Raw genomic sequence first — 16,904 nt, 5'->3', positions numbered from 1 at the left:
AAGGTTGCACTTGGCGGCAGGGCGTGAAAAGTATTGCGGCCCGTTTTTGGTCCATTTTTCTTTTTTCGCAGAAGCGAGACTGCTGCCGATGTCTGACTGCGCCTCCCGGCTCGATCCGTCTCTCCATGACCGTATTGACGCGATGACGTCCCGGCTCCTCCACGAACGCGATGGCCTCGAAGACCTGATTGCGTCCATCGGGCAGGATCTCTCCGGCGATGATCCAGACGCGAACAAAGTACGGCTCACCGAGATCGGGAACGTCGTGCGTGCTCTGCGTGACGAGCATTTCGTGGATCGTGCTACCCATCTGCGCGCCTATGTCGGCCTTGATGACGCCGCACCGCAGGAGCGTCTTGAGGCCGTAGCAAAGCGTCTGGTCGAACAGGCCTCGGATGCGGTGTCGCTGACCGTGCCTAAGATTGCTGCGGTTTTCACTGCGCATCCAACCTTCGCACTGGCGGACGGCGTGTATGACATTTTGACGCAGCGGGCCGAAAATCCCGAAATGCCGATCCCATGCCTGAAAACGCATCGCCGTCCGGCCCCTCCCACACTGGCGCAGGAACAGGCTCTCGCGCTCGCAGCCATCCTGCGAGGCCGTGATGCCCTTGATGATCTGACAGCAGCACTCCTGCGAGAGATGTCATATCGCTGGTCGGGAGAGAACAGTCAGGTCGATCCGGCTCCTGTGGTTCTGGCGAGCTGGGTCGGTTTCGATACGGACGGGCGCAACGATATCGGCTGGTGGGACACGCTCCGTATCCGCCTAGAACTGAAATCGTCCCAGCTTCATCGTCTGACGGACGGGCTGGCACGCCTGGGTCTACAGGAGAGCGCTCTGGCCATGCGCGCCCGCCGGGCAATCGAAGCCGTCAAGACTCAGCACGCCGCCTGTCCGACCGGGCGGGATGCCGCGCCGGAAATGATCCGCGATTTTGCCCAGACGCTGATTTCGCACCGCGACAAGGCACTTCTGGACGCGGTTGAACTTCTGCCGCTCTTTCAGGATGCCGCTTCCGGTCTCGATGAAGACAGCCTGCTGCACCTGCGGACGCTGCGCGCTGGCTTCATGAGCCACGGCCTCGGGATCGCACGCATCCATACCCGGCTGAACGCGGCACAGATCTATAATGTGGCGCGCACACGATTGGGCCTGACGGATGATCCTGCCCTGCCCTCGCGTCGTCGCGTCCTGTTGACGAAGATCGATGAGGCTCTGTCGGACCTGACGCCGCGCGCTGTGGATTTCGGCTCGCTGCTGGTCGAACCTGCATCCGCCGCACGGCTAATGATGACCATGGCGCAGATCTTGAAACACATCGATTCAGGATCGCCCATCCGCTTCCTCATTGCCGAGACGGAGAGTGGCTACACGCTGCTGGCGACGCTCTGGCTGGCACGACTGTTCGGAATCAAGGACCATCAGATCGAGATTTCGCCGCTCTTCGAGACGGAAAGTGCGCTCGAAAACGGCGAGACCATTCTGGAAGAAGCTTTCCGTTCAAGCCATTGGCGCGATTATCTACGGACGAATGGGCGGCTGTCGCTTCAGTTCGGCTATTCCGATTCGGGACGATATGTCGGACAGCTTGCCGCCACCAATCTGGTCGAACGCCTGCGGATGCGGACACTGGGCCTGCTGGCAGAACACGAACTGGAAGACGTTGCCCTGACCCTGTTCGATACGCATGGCGAAAGTATCGGACGCGGCGCACATCCTTTCAGCCTGCGTCAGCGTCTGGATTATTTCTCTCCTGCCCGCACACGACTGGCCATGCGCGAAGCCGGGATCGGTTGCCGCGTTGAGACCGCATTTCAGGGCGGTGACGGCTACACGCTGTTTGGAACGAAAGCGCTTGCAGCGTCCACGATTGCCACTCTTGCTGAACATACGGCTGAAGTCCCACAGGATACGAAAGATCCAGTCTATACGCGGCCCGATTTCGCAGCAGATTTCTTCTCTACCATCGCGCTCGACATGGGCGCGCTGGTCGATGACCCGGGCTATGCCGCCCTGCTCAGCGCATTCGGGCCGTCACTGATCGACAAGACGGGCTCACGACCATCGGCTCGTCAGTCGGATGCAGCGACCGTGACGCGCATCACCCATCCGGGGCAGCTTCGGGCCATTCCCAATAATGCGATTCTCCAGCAGCTGGGTTGGTGGGCGAATGTGCTGCACGGACTGGGCAATGCGGCGCAACGCCATCCCGAGACATTCGAGCAGTTCGCAACAGAATCATCGCGCTTCCGCGAAGCCATGGATTTCGCACGTCAGGCGCTGGCCCATTCCGATCTGGATGTCCTGCGGACGACGATCCATCAGCTCGATCCTGGAACCCGGCTGGACCGTGCGGCCAATGCACAGAGCGACGAAGAACGACAGAGCCTGTTGAGCATTTCGCACGGGCTGGAACTGCTGCGCTTCTGGACCAGCGGTCCTGCAATGTTCCGGCGCATTCAGACGGACCACATCGCGCTCCGTGCCGCATGGCCCGATGCGCCGCGCATGGCGGCTCGTGAAAAACTCCTTCACGCGATCCGCTTCGCCCTCATCGACCGTCTGTGGGGTCTCTCGACGCGCATTCCCTATTTCGGCCCCCGCAACAGCCTGACGCGAGAGTCCATCACGAACCTGATCCTCTGTCTGGATGTGCCGCGCGCACTGCATCTACTGGACGATCTGTTCCCGGTCACCGTTCCCAGCGTTGCCAATCTCGATTTCGGAGAGCCGGGCGATGCGGCTGAAGCTGGCGGCTTTGCACGCGAGCATCAGGAAATTTTCGAGCCACTGTCGCACTGTTTTGCGCTGCTGCGCGAAGTGGGGATCGCGATCATGCATGCCAATCGCGCTTTCGGCTAAGGAATGATACGCAGCCGGAACCCTTGTCGGTAATGGCTGCGTCCGTTTAGAAAGGTCCCGTAACAAACCCTAACGGAAAGTTCCTCTGCATGCTTCGCAAGGCCCTTCTTCTGGGTGCAGCCATGATGGCTGTGCCTGCTCTGGCCGCAGGTCCCGCAACACCGGCACCCAATGCTGACAGCGTGACGAATGGGACGGTGACGGTCAATGGCGTCACGATCCCCTACCGGGCTATTGCGGGAACCATTCTGGTCCATGGTGCCGACTACAACGATTCCAGCGATATTCTGGCTAAGCGCGGTACGAAAATTGATGGTGGCAAGGACGACGACAGCAAGAACGCGCCGGTCGCGTCCATGTTCTATACCGCCTATTTCAAGGAAGGTGTGCCGTCCGAGAAGCGTCCGATCACGTTTCTTTATAACGGCGGTCCGGGATCAGCTTCGGTCTGGGTTCATATGGGCACGTTCGGGCCACGCCGCGTCAATACGCCGGGCGACACCCATCTGCCCGCCGCCCCCTACGCGCTCATTAACAACCCACAGTCTCTGATGGACGTGTCGGACGTGGTGTTTGTTGATGCCCCGGGAACGGGTTTTTCGCGGATCGCAGGCAAGGATGCGGCCAAGGAATTTCTGGGCGTTGATGGCGACGGCGAGGCGTTCACGCATTTCATCTCGAAGTTCCTCGCCAAATATCACCGCTACAATTCGCCCAAATACCTGTTTGGCGAGAGCTATGGCACGATGCGCTCGGCTGTGGTCATCAACGACCTTGAGCAGGACGAGAACATCGACTTCAACGGCGTGATCCTGCTATCGCAGATCCTGAACTACGACAACAGCGATGACAGCCCGCAGTTCAACGCCGGCATGGACGACCCGTATGTGCTGGCGCTACCGACCTATGCGGCCACAGCGTGGTATCATCACTGCCTGCCCGCCGAGCACCCGGATCTGAAGGCGTTCCTGCACGAAGTCGAGCATTTCGCGATGACCGACTACACACTGGCGCTGCGTCAGGGTGCGGATCTACCGGAAGATCAGCGTCAGGCGATTGCGGCAAAGCTGCATGACTATACGGGCCTGCCCGTCGATTACATTCTGCGGGCGGATCTGCGCGTCAATGGCGGCGAGTTCGATCAGCAGCTCCAGGCCAAGACCGGTATGGCAACGGGCCGTCTGGATACGCGCTATTCAAGCCCGACGATCGATCCGATGAGCCAGGAGGTGGATTATGATCCGCAATCCAGCGCCATCAGTTCGGCCTATGTCACGGCCTTCAATGACTATGTCCGCAACACCCTCAAATACGGTTCGGACGAGGACTATCGCCTCTTTAACAGCCAGGGCCATTGGGACAGTCATCACCGTCAGCCAGGTCATGGCTACCAGCCCAAGGGCGAGCCAAACGTCATGACGGATCTGGCCATGGCGATGAAAACCAATCCGAACCTGCATGTGATGCTCAACGCCGGTTACTACGATCTCGCAACGCCATATTTTGAAGGCATTTACGAGATGAAGCACCTGCCGATGGCAAAGAGCCTGCAGAAGAACATCGAATACGCACAGTATCCTTCCGGCCATATGGTCTATGTGGACCCGACGACGCTCCAGCAGTTGCATGACAACGTTGCGGCCTTCATCCGCCGGACTGACAATCTGCACTGATCTCTGACGGGACCGGAAAAGGCGGCAGAGGGGAAACCTTCCGCCGCCTTTTTTATGCGCTGGTGAAACGGAAGAAATGGGACACCGGCTTCGTTCAGCAAAAAATCAGACACAAAAAACCCCGCCAGATTGCTCTGGCGGGGCTTGATGTTTCAGCGAGGCTGAAGAAATCAGGCGGACTTCGCGATAATTTCGTCGGCCACGTTCCGAGGAACGGCCTCGTAGTGATGGAACTGCATGGTGAAGGACGCACGGCCCTTCGTGGCAGAGCGCAGATGCGAGATGTAGCCGAACATTTCCTTCAGCGGCACCTGTGCCCGGATCATGACGGTCGAACCAGACGTTTCCTGGCTCTGAATGATGCCGCGACGACGGTTAAGATCGCCGACAACGTCACCGACATGGTCGTTCGGGGTCGTGACTTCGACGTCCATGATCGGCTCGAGAATGACCGGGCCAGCCTGCTTCATACCTTCACGGAAAGCAGCCTTGGCAGCGATTTCGAAGGCCAGAGCCGACGAGTCAACGTCATGGTACTTACCGTCGAGCAGCGTGAACTGGAAGTCCACCGTCGGGAAGCCGGCGAGAACACCCGTAGTGCTCTGCATGCGGATACCCTTTTCGACAGCCGGAATGTATTCCTTCGGAACCGTACCGCCGACAACCTTGTTCGTGAAGATGATCTCATCCGGCTTGTCAGACGGAGCGAATTCAATCTTGACTTCAGCGTACTGACCCGAACCGCCAGACTGCTTCTTGTGGGTGTAGGTCTCGATATGGGACTTCGTGATCGTCTCACGATAAGCCACCTGAGGTGCACCGATGTTGGCATCAACGCCGTATTCACGACGCAGACGGTCCACGATGATATCCAGGTGAAGCTCGCCCATGCCGGACAGGATGGTCTGACCCGTTTCCTGATCGGTCTTGAGGTGCAGGGACGGATCTTCAGCCGTCAGCTTCTGCAGCGCCAGCGTCATCTTTTCAACGCCGTCCTTGGTCTTCGGCTCGACGGAGATATCGATAACCGGAACCGGGAACTGCATCCGCTCCAGAACCACCGGATCAGCGCCGTCTGCCAGCGTGTCACCCGTGACGGTGTCTTTGAGGCCCACGAACGCGGCAATGTCACCGGCACCGACGGACTTCACTTCCTGACGCTTGTCGGCGTGCATCTGGAACATGCGGCCGACGCGTTCCTTGTGACCCTTCGTCGTGTTCAGGATGGTGTCACCGGAGTTCAGGACGCCACGATAGACGCGAACGAAGGTCAGCGTGCCGTACTTGTCGGAGATGATCTTGAACGCAAGACCGGCAAACTTGCCATCCGGATCGACCGGAACGATCGGCAGGAAGTTTTCGTCGACTTCTTCACCTTCCGGCGGAGCAATACGGATGCCCTCGACTTCGTCAGGAGCCGGCAGGTAGTCGATGACGGCGTCGAGCAGGGGCTGCACGCCCTTGTTCTTGAACGCCGTACCGCACATGACGGGACGGAATTCACCGGAAATCGCACCCTTCTTGATGCACTTCTTCAGGGTTGCAACGTCCACGTCGCCCTTCTCGAAGTACTCTTCCATGGCAGCGTCGTCGACGGCGAGAGCCGTGTCGAGCAGGACCTGGCGGGCTTCGTCAGCCTTTTCCTTCAGGTCAGCCGGAATTTCTTCGTAGTGGAACTTGGCGCCGAGTTCGCCGCCTTCCCACACGATGGCGCGCATCTCGACCAGATCGACAACGCCAACGAAGTTTTCTTCGGCGCCGATCGGGAGCTGCAGCGGCACGGCCACGATGTCCAGCTTCTCTTTCAGCGTGCTGAAAGCGTAGTAGAAGTCGGCGCCGGTACGGTCGAGCTTGTTGATGAAGATGACGCGCGGAACGTTGTAACGGTCAGCAAGGCGCCAGTTCGTTTCAGACTGCGGCTGCACGCCCGCCACGCCTTCGATCACGAAGATCGCGCCATCGAGCACGCGGAGCGAACGGTTGACTTCGATGTTGAAGTCAATGTGGCCCGGGGTGTCGATGATGTTGATGCGGTGGTCGTTCCACTCACACGTCACGGCAGCCGAGGTGATCGTGATGCCACGCTCACGTTCCTGCGCCATGTAGTCGGTGGTGGTGTTGCCTTCGTGGACCTCACCGATCTTGTGAGAGACACCCGTGTAATACAGGATACGCTCGGTCGTCGTGGTCTTACCGGCATCGATGTGCGCGGTAATACCGATATTGCGAATCTTCGAGAGAGCCGACTTGGCTTCCTGAACGCTTTCGGACACGGAGAACCTCCAAAATACAATGAAAGGTGTTTCAGCCTGAACCGAAACACCTCCGCTGCGGCCCTGTGAAAGGACCGAACCTGATTTATCCCAGTGGCGGCTGAATGACCCAGACCGCCATGGTTTTCAAGAGCAATCTTGTTACCAAACAAAGTTCGGCAAAGATTCCTCAGGCGGTCTGGGCAGCCTTGCGTTCCTGAACGCGCAGGATACGGCGCTTGATGACCTGGGCTTCCGTCGGAAGCTTGCGGTTCGGCGTACCCAGCAGGAACGAATCAAGTCCACCGTTGTGCTCAACCGTGCGGATACCGTTGGTGGATAGGCGCATACGCACCGAAGCACCAAGAATATCGGAGATCAGCGTGGTCTCCTGCAGGTTCGGGAGAAAACGACGGCGGGACTTGTTATTGGCGTGGCTGACGTTGTTGCCCGTCAGCACGCCCTTGCCCGTGATCTGGCAACGGCGAGACATGGTGATACTTTCCTCGATGCTGGATGACGCAGGACAGCGAGGCCCGGCGTGTTCCGTAAATCAGGCGCGGCTTATGACGTATGCTTGGGGGCTTCGTCAACCCCCAGAGACGTTTTCCCCGGCCTGTGCGGCCCACATTGCGGCATAATGACCACCTGCGGACAGCAATTCCATGTGGCTTCCCTGCTCCACCACGCGTCCCGCGTCAAGGACCACGATGCGATCGGCATCCTGCACGGTGGACAGGCGATGCGCGACAATGATCGTTGTGCGGGCCTGAGAGAGGATCGCCAGTTCCTTCTGGATGGCCACCTCCGTGCGGGTATCAAGCGCACTCGTCGCCTCATCCAGCAGCAGGATACGCGGGTCTTTGAGGATGACACGGGCAATAGCCACACGCTGCTTCTCGCCCCCCGAGAGCTTCAGGCCCCGCTCTCCAACTACGGTGTCGTATCCCTCGGGCAGTTCCCTGATGAAGGTATCGATCTGCGCGCTTCGGGCCGCGTTCTCAATATCTTCACGGGAGGCGGACAGATCGCCATAAGCAATATTGTCGCCAATGCTGGAATTGAAGAGCACCGTATCCTGCGGGACTGTCCCAATGATGTTCTGAATGTCAGTCGGTGCGATTTCACGCAGATCATGCCCATCAATGCAGACCGAGCCTTCCGTGGGATCATAGGCGCGTGTCAGCAGACGCCCCAGAGTGGATTTCCCGGAGCCTGTATGGCCGACAATGGCCAGAGACGTGCCTGCGGGCACGGTGATGGAGACATCATGCAGGATCTGCCGTGCGGGACTGTAGCCGAAAGAAACATGGCGGAACGCAACCGCCGCCGCTCCGGCCTCCGACAGTTTTCCAGCAAGATGCACAGGGTGCGGGGCCTGAATAACTTCGGAACGGACGGCCAGCAATTCGAGATAGTTCTCCAGATCGACGCGGGCATTGCGCCAGCCTGCACTGACGTAGTTCAGGGCGCCGACGGACGAATAAAGACCGCTCAGATAACTGCCGATCAGGACAAACTGCGCCACCGCGAGACGATGGAGCACGATGTCATGCGCCGCCATGGCCAGAAGCGTTGTAGTCGTCGCGGCAATCAGAAAACCCCGACTGATCTGGGACAGGCTGACATAACGCTGAAGGCTGATTTCCGCCTTCCGAAGATCCCTGCGGGCTGCGTCGTAACGCTCGATCTCATGGCCTTCATTGGCAAAGCTGCGCACCGTCTCGAAGTTGAGAATACTGTCCACAAGCTGATGCTGTGCCTGGTTGCTGGCACGGTTCCGCGCCCGTCGGGCCGTCATCCTCAGACGGGTGAATACATACGAAACGGCGGAATACAGCCCAAGCGCTACCAGAAGCAGCGCCACGTACCGCCAGTCGAAGATTTTCAGGATGACGGTCAGCGTCATAATGAGTTCGATGACGTTGGGCAGAACGTTGAACAGCGCCAGTGAGAGCAGTGTTCCAACGGCATCGGCTCCACGATCAAGCGTCCGGGTCAGGGAACCTGTCTGCCGGTCCAGATGGAACCGGACGCTCAGATCATGCAGATGTCGTAAGCCGAGAACCGCGACACGACGTTCGAGATCCGTTTCAACCGGCTTGACCAGAAATTCCCGTAATGGGCTGGCCAGTCCGGAAATAATGCGGATGACCGCATACTGGGCGATCAGCCAGACCGGGACGGCCAGAAGGGTTTCGGGACGCGAAAGACTGCTGACCATGCGGCTGAAGAGCCAGGGCGTTGCAACCGCAGTCGCGCTCTCCACCAGAAGAATGACCAGCGCAAATCCGATACGCGTGGCATCCGGCCAGAGTTTCTCCGGTCGGATCAGGGGCCATAAAACACGAAGGGAAAGCGCTTCAGACGTCGAATCGGTTTTTTTGAGCATGGATCGACTATGTGGAAGTGCTGACGGCGCTTTGCAAATGGCCGTCCTGCATGCGACATATCGAGCTGTGTCGAATAAATCTTTCTCCCGCACCCTTGAGCCGTTTCTGCGACATATCGCAGCCTGCAACAGCGCCGTCCTGCCGGGCGGTCGTACTCCGTTCTTCTGTGCAGGTTCACAGATCGGTTGGGTCAGTCCGTCCACGGTGCAGGCTCTTGAAACCCTTGATGTTCGCGAAGCGGGGCAATTCGGCGTCAGTGCCGGAACAGACCTCTTTCCCCTCTCCCAAACGCTCTGCGAGATGGGCCTCTACGCCTCCCACAACGAAGCATTCGACGTGCGCGACGACAGGGGCGCCGTTCTCGGACAGGTGGACCGAGGTGCCATTCCGGTTCTGGGGCTTGCGGCCGAGGGTGTGCATCTGAACGGACTGGTCGAGCGTGCGGACGGGCTTTTCCTCTGGGTTGCACGGCGCAGCATGAGCAAGCGCCTCGATCCGGGCAAGCTGGACCATCTGGTTGCGGGGGGCATGAGCGCCGGCCTCGCCCCGCAGACGACCGTGATCAAGGAAGCGCAGGAAGAAGCCGGGATCCCAGCCGAAATGGCCGCAACAGCGCAGGCGGTTGGTCGGATCCACTATGCTCTTGAACGGCCTGAAGGGCTGCGGCGCGATGTCCTGCACTGCTATGATCTTCTGCTTCCCGAAGACTTCGTACCCATCGCGGAGGATGGAGAAGTGGAAAGCTTCCACCTTCTGCCCATTCAAGAGGTTATGGCACTGGTCCGGGACACTGACGACTTCAAGTTCAACGTCAATCTCGTCCTGATCGACCTTTTCCTCCGCCGTAGTCTTTTTGATCCCATCGACGACGCCATTTTACGCCGTGCCCTCTCCGGGCAGGTCGCGTGAGAAAGGCATTCGTTTCCCTGATCCTGATGACACCTTTGCTGGGCGGATGCATTGTTCCCGTCAGTGTCACACCCAATCTGTGCCGAGAAATCGGCGCACATGACGGATTGCAGATCCGTCTGGCATTCGGCCTGACCCGCCCGGATGGCAGTGTGATCGAGAGGCAGGACTGGCAGCAATTTGTGGACAGCGAAATCACACCGCGTTTCCCTGCGGGTTTTACCGTGATCGACGCTCAGGGACAGTGGTATGATGCCGCTGGTCACAAAATCATTCAGGAAGGGTCACGAATCGTCTGGATCGTTGCTCCGTCCTCGGACCGCAGTCTTCAGGCTCATCTGAGAGCCATTCGTCAGATCTATCAGAAACATTTCAATCAGCAGGCCGTTGGACTGACCATCCAGTCTGGCTGCTCTTCATTCGAAAGCCTTCCCGTGGAATAGTTCCACACTACGGAACCGCGTTTCCCGGTTTTTTTTGATGTCTTCTTCATCCGGACTTTTCTCGTCAAGGCAGATCTCTCTGTACGGGACGACAGTTCAGGCATGTTTTTCTCCCGGAAGTCCCATGACCGATCTTTCTTCTTCCTCACCCGACACCATCACGATAGAGGCTTCAGCCTCCACAGGAACGATCCAGCGGCGCGCACGAGGCTTTCTGGCACTCTTCTTCGTAGCGATAGGGCTTTACACCCTCAAGGGCTTCCTGCCGGCGCTCCTGTGGGGCTGTGTGTTCACAATTTCGATCTGGCCGCTCTATCGCCGGGCTGAACTGCGCTTTGGCCGCAGCGACTGGCTACCAATGGTCTTCACTCTGGCAGTGGCGCTGATCTTTCTGATGCCTGTCTCGCTGGTTGGGGTGAAAGTCGCAGATGAAGCACGAAGCGCGCTGGAATGGATTGATGACGTCCGCAACAACGGCATTCCGATGCCGGAATGGGTGCCTCGTCTGCCATTTATGGCCACTCAGGCCACCAACTGGTGGCAGAACCACATGACCAGCCCGCAACGCCTCTCCCATCTGCTTCATTCCGTCGATGTCGGGCACGGAATGCAGATGACCAGACAGGTGGGCACCCAGCTCGCCCGCCGGGGTACATTGTTCGCCTTCTCGCTCCTGACATTATTTTTCCTGCTGAAAGATGGCGACAGCGTCATTCGCAAATGCCTTCTGGGATCACAGCGTCTGTTCGGTGAGCAGGGAGAAAGCCTCGCCAAGCAAATGATTTCGTCTGTTCACGGAACACTGGCCGGACTGGTTCTGGTCGGTCTGGGTGAAGGCGCGATCATGGGCATCGTCTATATGTCGACGGGGGCACCACAGCCCCTGCTGTTTGCGATGGTCACGGCTGTGGCTGCCATGATCCCATTTCTGGCATGGCCGACGGTCGGGCTGGTGGCGCTGCTGCTGCTGGCAAAAAGCAGCATGATCGGAGCGATCGTCGTAGCCGCCATCGGCTCCGTCGTGATCTTCATCGCAGACCATTTTATCCGCCCCGCCCTGATTGGTGGCAGCACGAAAATGCCGTTCCTGTGGGTTCTTCTGGGAATTCTTGGGGGTGCAGAGACCTGGGGTCTGCTGGGACTCTTCCTCGGTCCGGCCATCATGTCCGCCCTACATCTACTGTGGACGCTCTGGACAGAGACAAATCCCCGCAAAGGGATCTATGCAAAAGACACTGAATTTTAGGAAGAGTTATTACCGCAGGACTGGTCGGGCAGGCGGGATTCGAACCCACGACCCCCAGTCCCCCAGACTGGTGCGCTACCAGGCTGCGCTACTGCCCGTCGTCCTGCGGTGGCGGTGGTTTAGCAGTGTCCCACCCTCACCGCAATGGGGGATTGTGACTAAACTGGCAGAAGATTTCGCAAATTCTGAAGCTCTTCAAAAATTTCGCGCAGTTCTGCCCGCAGCAGACCGTTCTCGGCCTCGGTCTTTTCGAGTGCGCTGAACAGAAGTTCGTTTTCGTCGCGCAGGGTCACGAGAAGATCAGAGTCATGGGCTTCGGCTTCGGGTGTCTTCTCTTCTTCCGGAATGTCAACCACCTCAGTCACGATGACATGATGAGCTTCAGCTGGAAGTTCCGGGAAAATGATTCCATCGTCAGGCTGAGTCGTCGAAGGGGCATCAATATCTTCATCACAGATAGTTTCCACGACCGGCGCTTCTTCCGTAAGTGACTGCTCTTCCTCAACCAGCGCGGCGGTGACGACTGGCGCAGAAACCAGTTCCGCGGTTTCTGCTGAAATTTCAGGGACTGCTTCCAGAGCAACCTCTTCTACAGCTTTCTGACCGGCCCGTGCTTTCTGCGCACGGCGTTCCCGCAGCACACGCAGAACCCCCTGCCCCTTGTAACCCTGCACATAAAGCAGGTCCGAAATCAGCCGAAGTGTCTCGATATGCTCGGGGCTGTAATAACGCCGACCGCTTTCGCCACGAAACGGCTTTACACCCGGATAAATTGTTTCCCATGATCGCAGGCGATGCTGGGGAATATGCAGTTCTTCGGCAACTTCGCTGATGGTCCGATAAGCATCCGGAGCCTTCCTGACCTTTTCAACGCCTGGCGAAATATCGTCATTCGGCAGCAGCGCGAAGGCTTCGGGCATAGACTTATCTGTCATGGGACGATGCCTCGGTAGCGACCGTCTCGGAGCCGTTCATACGATCCCTCAACAATTGGGAAGGCCTGAACACCAATACAGCTCTAGGGAGGATGGGAACTTCCACGCCCGTTTTGGGATTACGCCCAATGCGCTCCCCCTTTTGGCGAACAGAAAAGGTTCCAAACCCGCTCAGCTTCACGGATTCTCCCGCCTCGAGCCGGTTGGAAATCGCACCCAGAAGACTTTCGAGAATCATGGAGGAATCGTGTCGGGAAAGGCCGACACGACTATAGAGGTGCTCAACAAGATTCGCGCGCGTGACTGTGCTCATGTCACTTGCGTATCATGCCACTCAGAACAGTCAAAGGAATCAATCATTAACCTACCCTAAACGAGGAGCAGGTTACATCCGGACGAGAGCGGATCCCCATGTCAGACCACCACCCAGTGCCTCCATGAGCACCAGATCGCCTTTTCGGATCCGTCCGTCCCGCACAGCCTCGTTCAGGGCCAGCGGAATGGAGGCCGCAGACGTGTTGGCATGACGATCCACGGTCACGACGACCCGTTCCGACGGCAATGCCAGCTTCTTCGCCATACCTTCGATAATCCGCAGGTTGGCCTGATGCGGAACCATCCATTGGATATCCTGTCCTGTCAGCGCATTGGCCTCCAGCGCTTCATCCACGGCCTGCGACAACTTGACCACGGCATGACGGAACACCTCGCGTCCCTGCATCCTGAGCTGCTGCGTTGTGGATGCACATCCCGCAGCACCATCCACATAAAGAATATCGCCAGTCCGACCATCGGAATGCAGGTGGGTGGAGAGAATGCCCTCCTTCCCGTCACTGCTGGCTTCCAGCAATACTGCCCCCGCGCCATCTCCGAAAAGAACGCAGGTGGAACGGTCAGTCCAGTCCAGAAGACGCGAGAAAACCTCGCTTCCGATAACAAGGATCTTTTTCGCCTGACCTGCCTGCATCAACGCGCGGGCCGTCGCCAGCGCATAGACAAAGCCCGAGCAGGCAGCGCTGAGGTCAAAACCGAAACCTGTCGTCATACCGAGCCGGGCCTGAACCTGCACAGCCACAGCTGGGAAAACCTGATCTGGTGTGGCTGTAGCGACCAGAACCGCATCGACTTCAGATGCCTCAACACCGGCATATTCCAGCGCCTGTCGGGCTGCTTCAGCCGCCATGCTGGCTGTGGTTTCGTCACCCGAGGCAATATGCCGCTGGGCAATGCCGGTTCGGGTCCTGATCCATTCGTCCGAAGTCTCGATACCGTATTTCAGGGCAAGATCATCATTGGTTACGACGTCGCGCGGCAGATAGCCCCCGACACCCGTCAGACGGACACGAATGGGATCGGACATATTTTTTCAGCTCACAGGTTCAGGAACAGCCTTGATGGAGACGGTCTCAGTCGGTTCGGAAGCCCCCATACCCAACTGCTCCAGACGATCACGGATCTTGTCGTTAAGATGGTGCGTGACGGCATCCATGGCAACATCGACGGCGGCGGCAAAGCTCTCGCCGTCCGCGCCACCATGCGATTTCACGACAATGCCGTTCAAACCGACGAACAGGGCTCCGTTGTAGCGACGCGGATCAATCCACTCCCGCATTCGCTCCAGTCCGGGTTTGACCAGCAGATATCCAAGGCGGGTCAGCAGATTGGTTTCGAAAACGCGCCGCAGGAGGCCAAAGGCAAGCTTCAGCGCTCCTTCGCCGGTTTTCAGCGCGATATTCCCTGTAAAGCCGTCCGTCACGATCACGTCGGTCGTCCCGGCGGTGATGTCGTGTCCTTCAACAAAGCCATGGAACTGAGGCGCCAGAGTGCTGGCTCTCAGGCGCTCGGAAGCCTGCCGGAGACGGTCGTCCCCCTTCAGCTCCTCCGAGCCGACATTCAGGAGACCGATTGTCGGAGAAGGAAGTCCGAGAGCGGCCTGAGCGAAGGCCTCACCCATAATCGCAAATTCGACCAGATTGCGCGCGTCGCAGGCGATATTCGCACCGAGGTCGAGCATCACGACATCTCCACGTGCAGACGGCTGAACCGCTGCCATGGCAGGTCGGGAAATTCCCGGGAGTGCTTTGACGATAATTTTCGCAAGCGCCAGCATGGCACCGCTATTGCCTGCAGAGACAACGCCACGCGCTTCGCCCGCCGCGACAGCTTCCATGGCCATGCGCATGGACGATCCCCGAACGCGCAAGGCGGACGTTGGCTTCATGTCCATGGGAATACTGGCTTCTGAGTGACGGATGTCACACAGGCGCGCGGCTTTGGGGTGTTTGGCCAGAGCGGCCCGGAGGACGGATTCATCTCCGATCAGAAGAATGCGGGCCTTCGGGTGCCGGTCGGCAGCCAGATCAAGTCCGGCAAGGACGATATCCGGGGCCCTGTCACCACCCATTGCATCAACGGCGAGGGCATAAGGCCCGGAGGCCGCGACGTCACGTTCGGGCGTGACAGGCGCATTGGTCATTGAGACAGTTTCCCGGACAGCATCACAGATGCGGGGCCGCGCTCCTGGGAGGCGACGGACCCGCAGGTAAGGATCAGGCGCGGACGGCGGTCTTCAGGCCCTTGCCGCTGTTGCCAGCGGCGACCACTTCACGGCCGTCATAGTGACCGCAATGGCTGCAAACGTGATGCGGACGCTTCAGTTCGCCACAGTTCGAGCACTCTGCGTGCGCCTCGACGGTCAGGGCATCGTGGCTGCGACGCATGCCACGACGGGACGGCGTAGTCTTTCTTTTAGGGACGGCCATGGCTTTTATGCCTCTTTCTGCTTCTGTGTCGGCACCCCTGCTCCGCTCCCCGCGGCATCCGGTGCCCTGTTGTTCGTCGTCTCGTATTTACGTCGAGTTCAGGCGGGCGGCTCTAGCAGAGCCTGAGGAAACCCGCAAGTCAGACGTAGGATTTTATTCTTTCCTGTCCCCGTTTTTCAGTGCGGAAAGCGCCGAAAACGGATTGGGACGGCGTGGACCGTCCGGCCCTTCGCCAGACAACTCAGCCCCTTCTTCCCCTTCTACAGGCGCTACGTCAACTGCATTTTCCAGACCGACGCCGGGTTTGCGCGGATATGGGTCGAGCATCAGAGCGAGCTGTTCAGCTGCAGCTTCACCAATATCAAGGGCCTTGCCGTCATGCGGAACTTCGTCCGGACCATCCAGATCGATGGAATCGATATCGAACTCGTCTTCCGGCATTTCCTCTGCGGGGATGAACTTCAGAAAGAAGGTTTCGGCCAGAACATCCTTGAAGGGCTCTGACGTAATGACACAGACCTGCGTAAGCTTTGCGGCAAGATGCCCTTCCGCCAGAACACTTCGATTGGTTGATGGTGTCAGACGGAAACGGCAGGTCAGTGTTTCGATCTCGGGGATTCCCAGACGAGCCGCAAGGGCTGCCCGCTCGGCGGGCGTCGCCTCGATCGTCTCGTCCAGTCCCGATCCCAGCCGGTTGAAGAGAATACGTCGGGAAAATTCAGGAGAATGGGACATTCAGGCACTCCAGCCCCCGGAATATGGGGGAAATCGTTGACATGCAGGCGCCATTCGGGCACGCGCTCAGTAGAGCGGTTCTCTTGCACAGGATAGTTTCCGGATCCATGAATAACGCATCTTCCCTGACGCCCCAAAGCAGAACACACATCCTTCGCCGTTTCGCACAGGCGGGAGTGGCATGTGTTCCGCTGCTGCTCGGCGGATGCTCGTTCTTTTCTCCGATTCCCGAGCCTCGTGGCTCCCTGATCGAAAAGACCGACTACGCACAGCTTGTTCCCGGCACGAGCACCCGTACGGACGTGCTCGATCTGCTGGGATCACCGACAGCGCATGCGACCTTCGACGACAACACATGGATCTATGTTTCCATGATCACGTCGCCCACACCGCTGACCTTCCCGAGTGTGAAAAAACAGGAAGTTGTTGTCCTGAACTTCGATAATGGCGGCGTACTGCGCAAGGTGGACACGCTCAACAAGAAGAACGCGATGTATGTCGGTATGGTGGGCGCAAAAACGCCGACACCAGGCACCAGTTCGTCCATCCTTCAGGAACTGCTGGGCAATGTCGGCCGCTACAACCCGATGAGCGGCATGAGCAGCCAGTTCGGCGGCAGCTCCGGGCCGATGGGCGGTCAGGGCACCGGTAATGGTGGCTCAGGTAATTCGCTGCCCTAAGATTTTGAAA

At 58.5% G+C, this 16,904-nt stretch carries 15 protein-coding genes and 1 tRNA gene; 6 read left to right on the top strand and 10 right to left on the bottom strand.

The window, feature by feature from the left end; all coding sequences use genetic code 11:
- The first annotated feature begins 88 nt into the window (after nucleotides 1-88).
- Nucleotides 89-2,866: a phosphoenolpyruvate carboxylase gene (locus tag ABDK74_RS00800; RefSeq protein ID WP_346002332.1), complete on the top strand. Its 2,778-nt coding sequence runs from the start codon at nucleotides 89-91 to the stop codon at nucleotides 2,864-2,866.
- A gap of 89 nt (nucleotides 2,867-2,955) precedes the next feature.
- Nucleotides 2,956-4,539, top strand: a complete 1,584-nt coding sequence (locus ABDK74_RS00795; RefSeq protein WP_346002331.1) for a S10 family serine carboxypeptidase-like protein — start codon at nucleotides 2,956-2,958, stop codon at nucleotides 4,537-4,539.
- Between the two features lie 170 nt (nucleotides 4,540-4,709).
- Here ABDK74_RS00795 and fusA read toward each other — a convergent pair whose 3' ends face one another.
- From fusA to ABDK74_RS00780, 3 genes are all read right to left on the bottom strand, one after another.
- The gene (gene fusA, locus ABDK74_RS00790) at nucleotides 4,710-6,812 is read right to left on the bottom strand and encodes an elongation factor G (protein ID WP_346002330.1); all 2,103 of its coding nucleotides are present in this window, start codon (nucleotides 6,810-6,812) and stop codon (nucleotides 4,710-4,712) included.
- Nucleotides 6,813-6,981: 169 nt separating this feature from the next.
- Nucleotides 6,982-7,284: a 50S ribosomal protein L28 gene (rpmB, locus tag ABDK74_RS00785; RefSeq protein WP_041110511.1), complete on the bottom strand. Its 303-nt coding sequence runs from the start codon at nucleotides 7,282-7,284 to the stop codon at nucleotides 6,982-6,984.
- Nucleotides 7,285-7,380: 96 nt separating this feature from the next.
- On the bottom strand, nucleotides 7,381-9,183 hold the full coding sequence (locus tag ABDK74_RS00780) for an ATP-binding cassette domain-containing protein (RefSeq protein ID WP_346002329.1): 1,803 nt from the start codon (nucleotides 9,181-9,183) through the stop codon (nucleotides 7,381-7,383).
- Between the two features lie 37 nt (nucleotides 9,184-9,220).
- Between ABDK74_RS00780 and ABDK74_RS00775 the strand changes: the two genes are divergently transcribed.
- The 3 genes from ABDK74_RS00775 to ABDK74_RS00765 all read left to right on the top strand — a co-directional run bounded on the left by ABDK74_RS00775 (nucleotide 9,221) and on the right by ABDK74_RS00765 (nucleotide 11,782).
- Entirely contained in the window at nucleotides 9,221-10,093 is an 873-nt protein-coding gene (locus ABDK74_RS00775; protein WP_408874489.1) for an NUDIX hydrolase, read from the top strand.
- A complete protein-coding gene (locus ABDK74_RS00770) occupies nucleotides 10,090-10,536 on the top strand; it encodes a DUF3574 domain-containing protein (RefSeq protein ID WP_346002327.1) in 447 nt (148 codons plus the stop codon). The genes ABDK74_RS00775 and ABDK74_RS00770 overlap by 4 nt, the downstream gene beginning before the upstream one ends.
- Nucleotides 10,537-10,660: 124 nt before the next feature.
- Nucleotides 10,661-11,782, top strand: coding sequence for an AI-2E family transporter (locus ABDK74_RS00765; RefSeq protein WP_346002326.1), 1,122 nt, complete (start codon nucleotides 10,661-10,663; stop codon nucleotides 11,780-11,782).
- 21 nt (nucleotides 11,783-11,803) lie between these two features.
- On the opposite strand, the gene ABDK74_RS00760 is transcribed toward ABDK74_RS00765, so the two are convergent.
- The 7 genes from ABDK74_RS00760 to ABDK74_RS00730 all read right to left on the bottom strand — a co-directional run bounded on the left by ABDK74_RS00760 (nucleotide 11,804) and on the right by ABDK74_RS00730 (nucleotide 16,214).
- Nucleotides 11,804-11,880, bottom strand: a tRNA-Pro gene (locus tag ABDK74_RS00760).
- Between the two features lie 60 nt (nucleotides 11,881-11,940).
- Nucleotides 11,941-12,717, bottom strand: a complete 777-nt coding sequence (locus ABDK74_RS00755; RefSeq protein WP_346002325.1) for a MerR family transcriptional regulator — start codon at nucleotides 12,715-12,717, stop codon at nucleotides 11,941-11,943.
- The gene (locus ABDK74_RS00750) at nucleotides 12,707-13,030 is read right to left on the bottom strand and encodes an integration host factor subunit alpha (protein ID WP_346002324.1); all 324 of its coding nucleotides are present in this window, start codon (nucleotides 13,028-13,030) and stop codon (nucleotides 12,707-12,709) included. Before ABDK74_RS00750 ends, ABDK74_RS00755 begins: the two co-directional genes overlap by 11 nt.
- Nucleotides 13,031-13,102: 72 nt before the next feature.
- Nucleotides 13,103-14,077, bottom strand: coding sequence for a beta-ketoacyl-ACP synthase III (locus tag ABDK74_RS00745; RefSeq protein ID WP_346002323.1), 975 nt, complete (start codon nucleotides 14,075-14,077; stop codon nucleotides 13,103-13,105).
- A gap of 6 nt (nucleotides 14,078-14,083) precedes the next feature.
- Nucleotides 14,084-15,193, bottom strand: a complete 1,110-nt coding sequence (gene plsX / locus ABDK74_RS00740) for a phosphate acyltransferase PlsX (protein ID WP_346002322.1) — start codon at nucleotides 15,191-15,193, stop codon at nucleotides 14,084-14,086.
- Between the two features lie 73 nt (nucleotides 15,194-15,266).
- On the bottom strand, nucleotides 15,267-15,479 hold the full coding sequence (rpmF, locus tag ABDK74_RS00735; RefSeq protein WP_062026921.1) for a 50S ribosomal protein L32: 213 nt from the start codon (nucleotides 15,477-15,479) through the stop codon (nucleotides 15,267-15,269).
- 153 nt (nucleotides 15,480-15,632) lie between these two features.
- Nucleotides 15,633-16,214: a DUF177 domain-containing protein gene (locus ABDK74_RS00730; RefSeq protein WP_346002321.1), complete on the bottom strand. Its 582-nt coding sequence runs from the start codon at nucleotides 16,212-16,214 to the stop codon at nucleotides 15,633-15,635.
- A gap of 107 nt (nucleotides 16,215-16,321) precedes the next feature.
- Between ABDK74_RS00730 and ABDK74_RS00725 the strand changes: the two genes are divergently transcribed.
- Nucleotides 16,322-16,894, top strand: a complete 573-nt coding sequence (locus ABDK74_RS00725) for an outer membrane protein assembly factor BamE (protein WP_194254633.1) — start codon at nucleotides 16,322-16,324, stop codon at nucleotides 16,892-16,894.
- Nucleotides 16,895-16,904 lie beyond the last annotated feature (10 nt).

Source organism: Gluconobacter sp. OJB, from assembly GCF_039638275.1.
GTDB classification, from domain to species: domain Bacteria; phylum Pseudomonadota; class Alphaproteobacteria; order Acetobacterales; family Acetobacteraceae; genus Gluconobacter; species Gluconobacter cerevisiae.
This window is presented reverse-complemented; position numbering and strand designations above follow the sequence as displayed.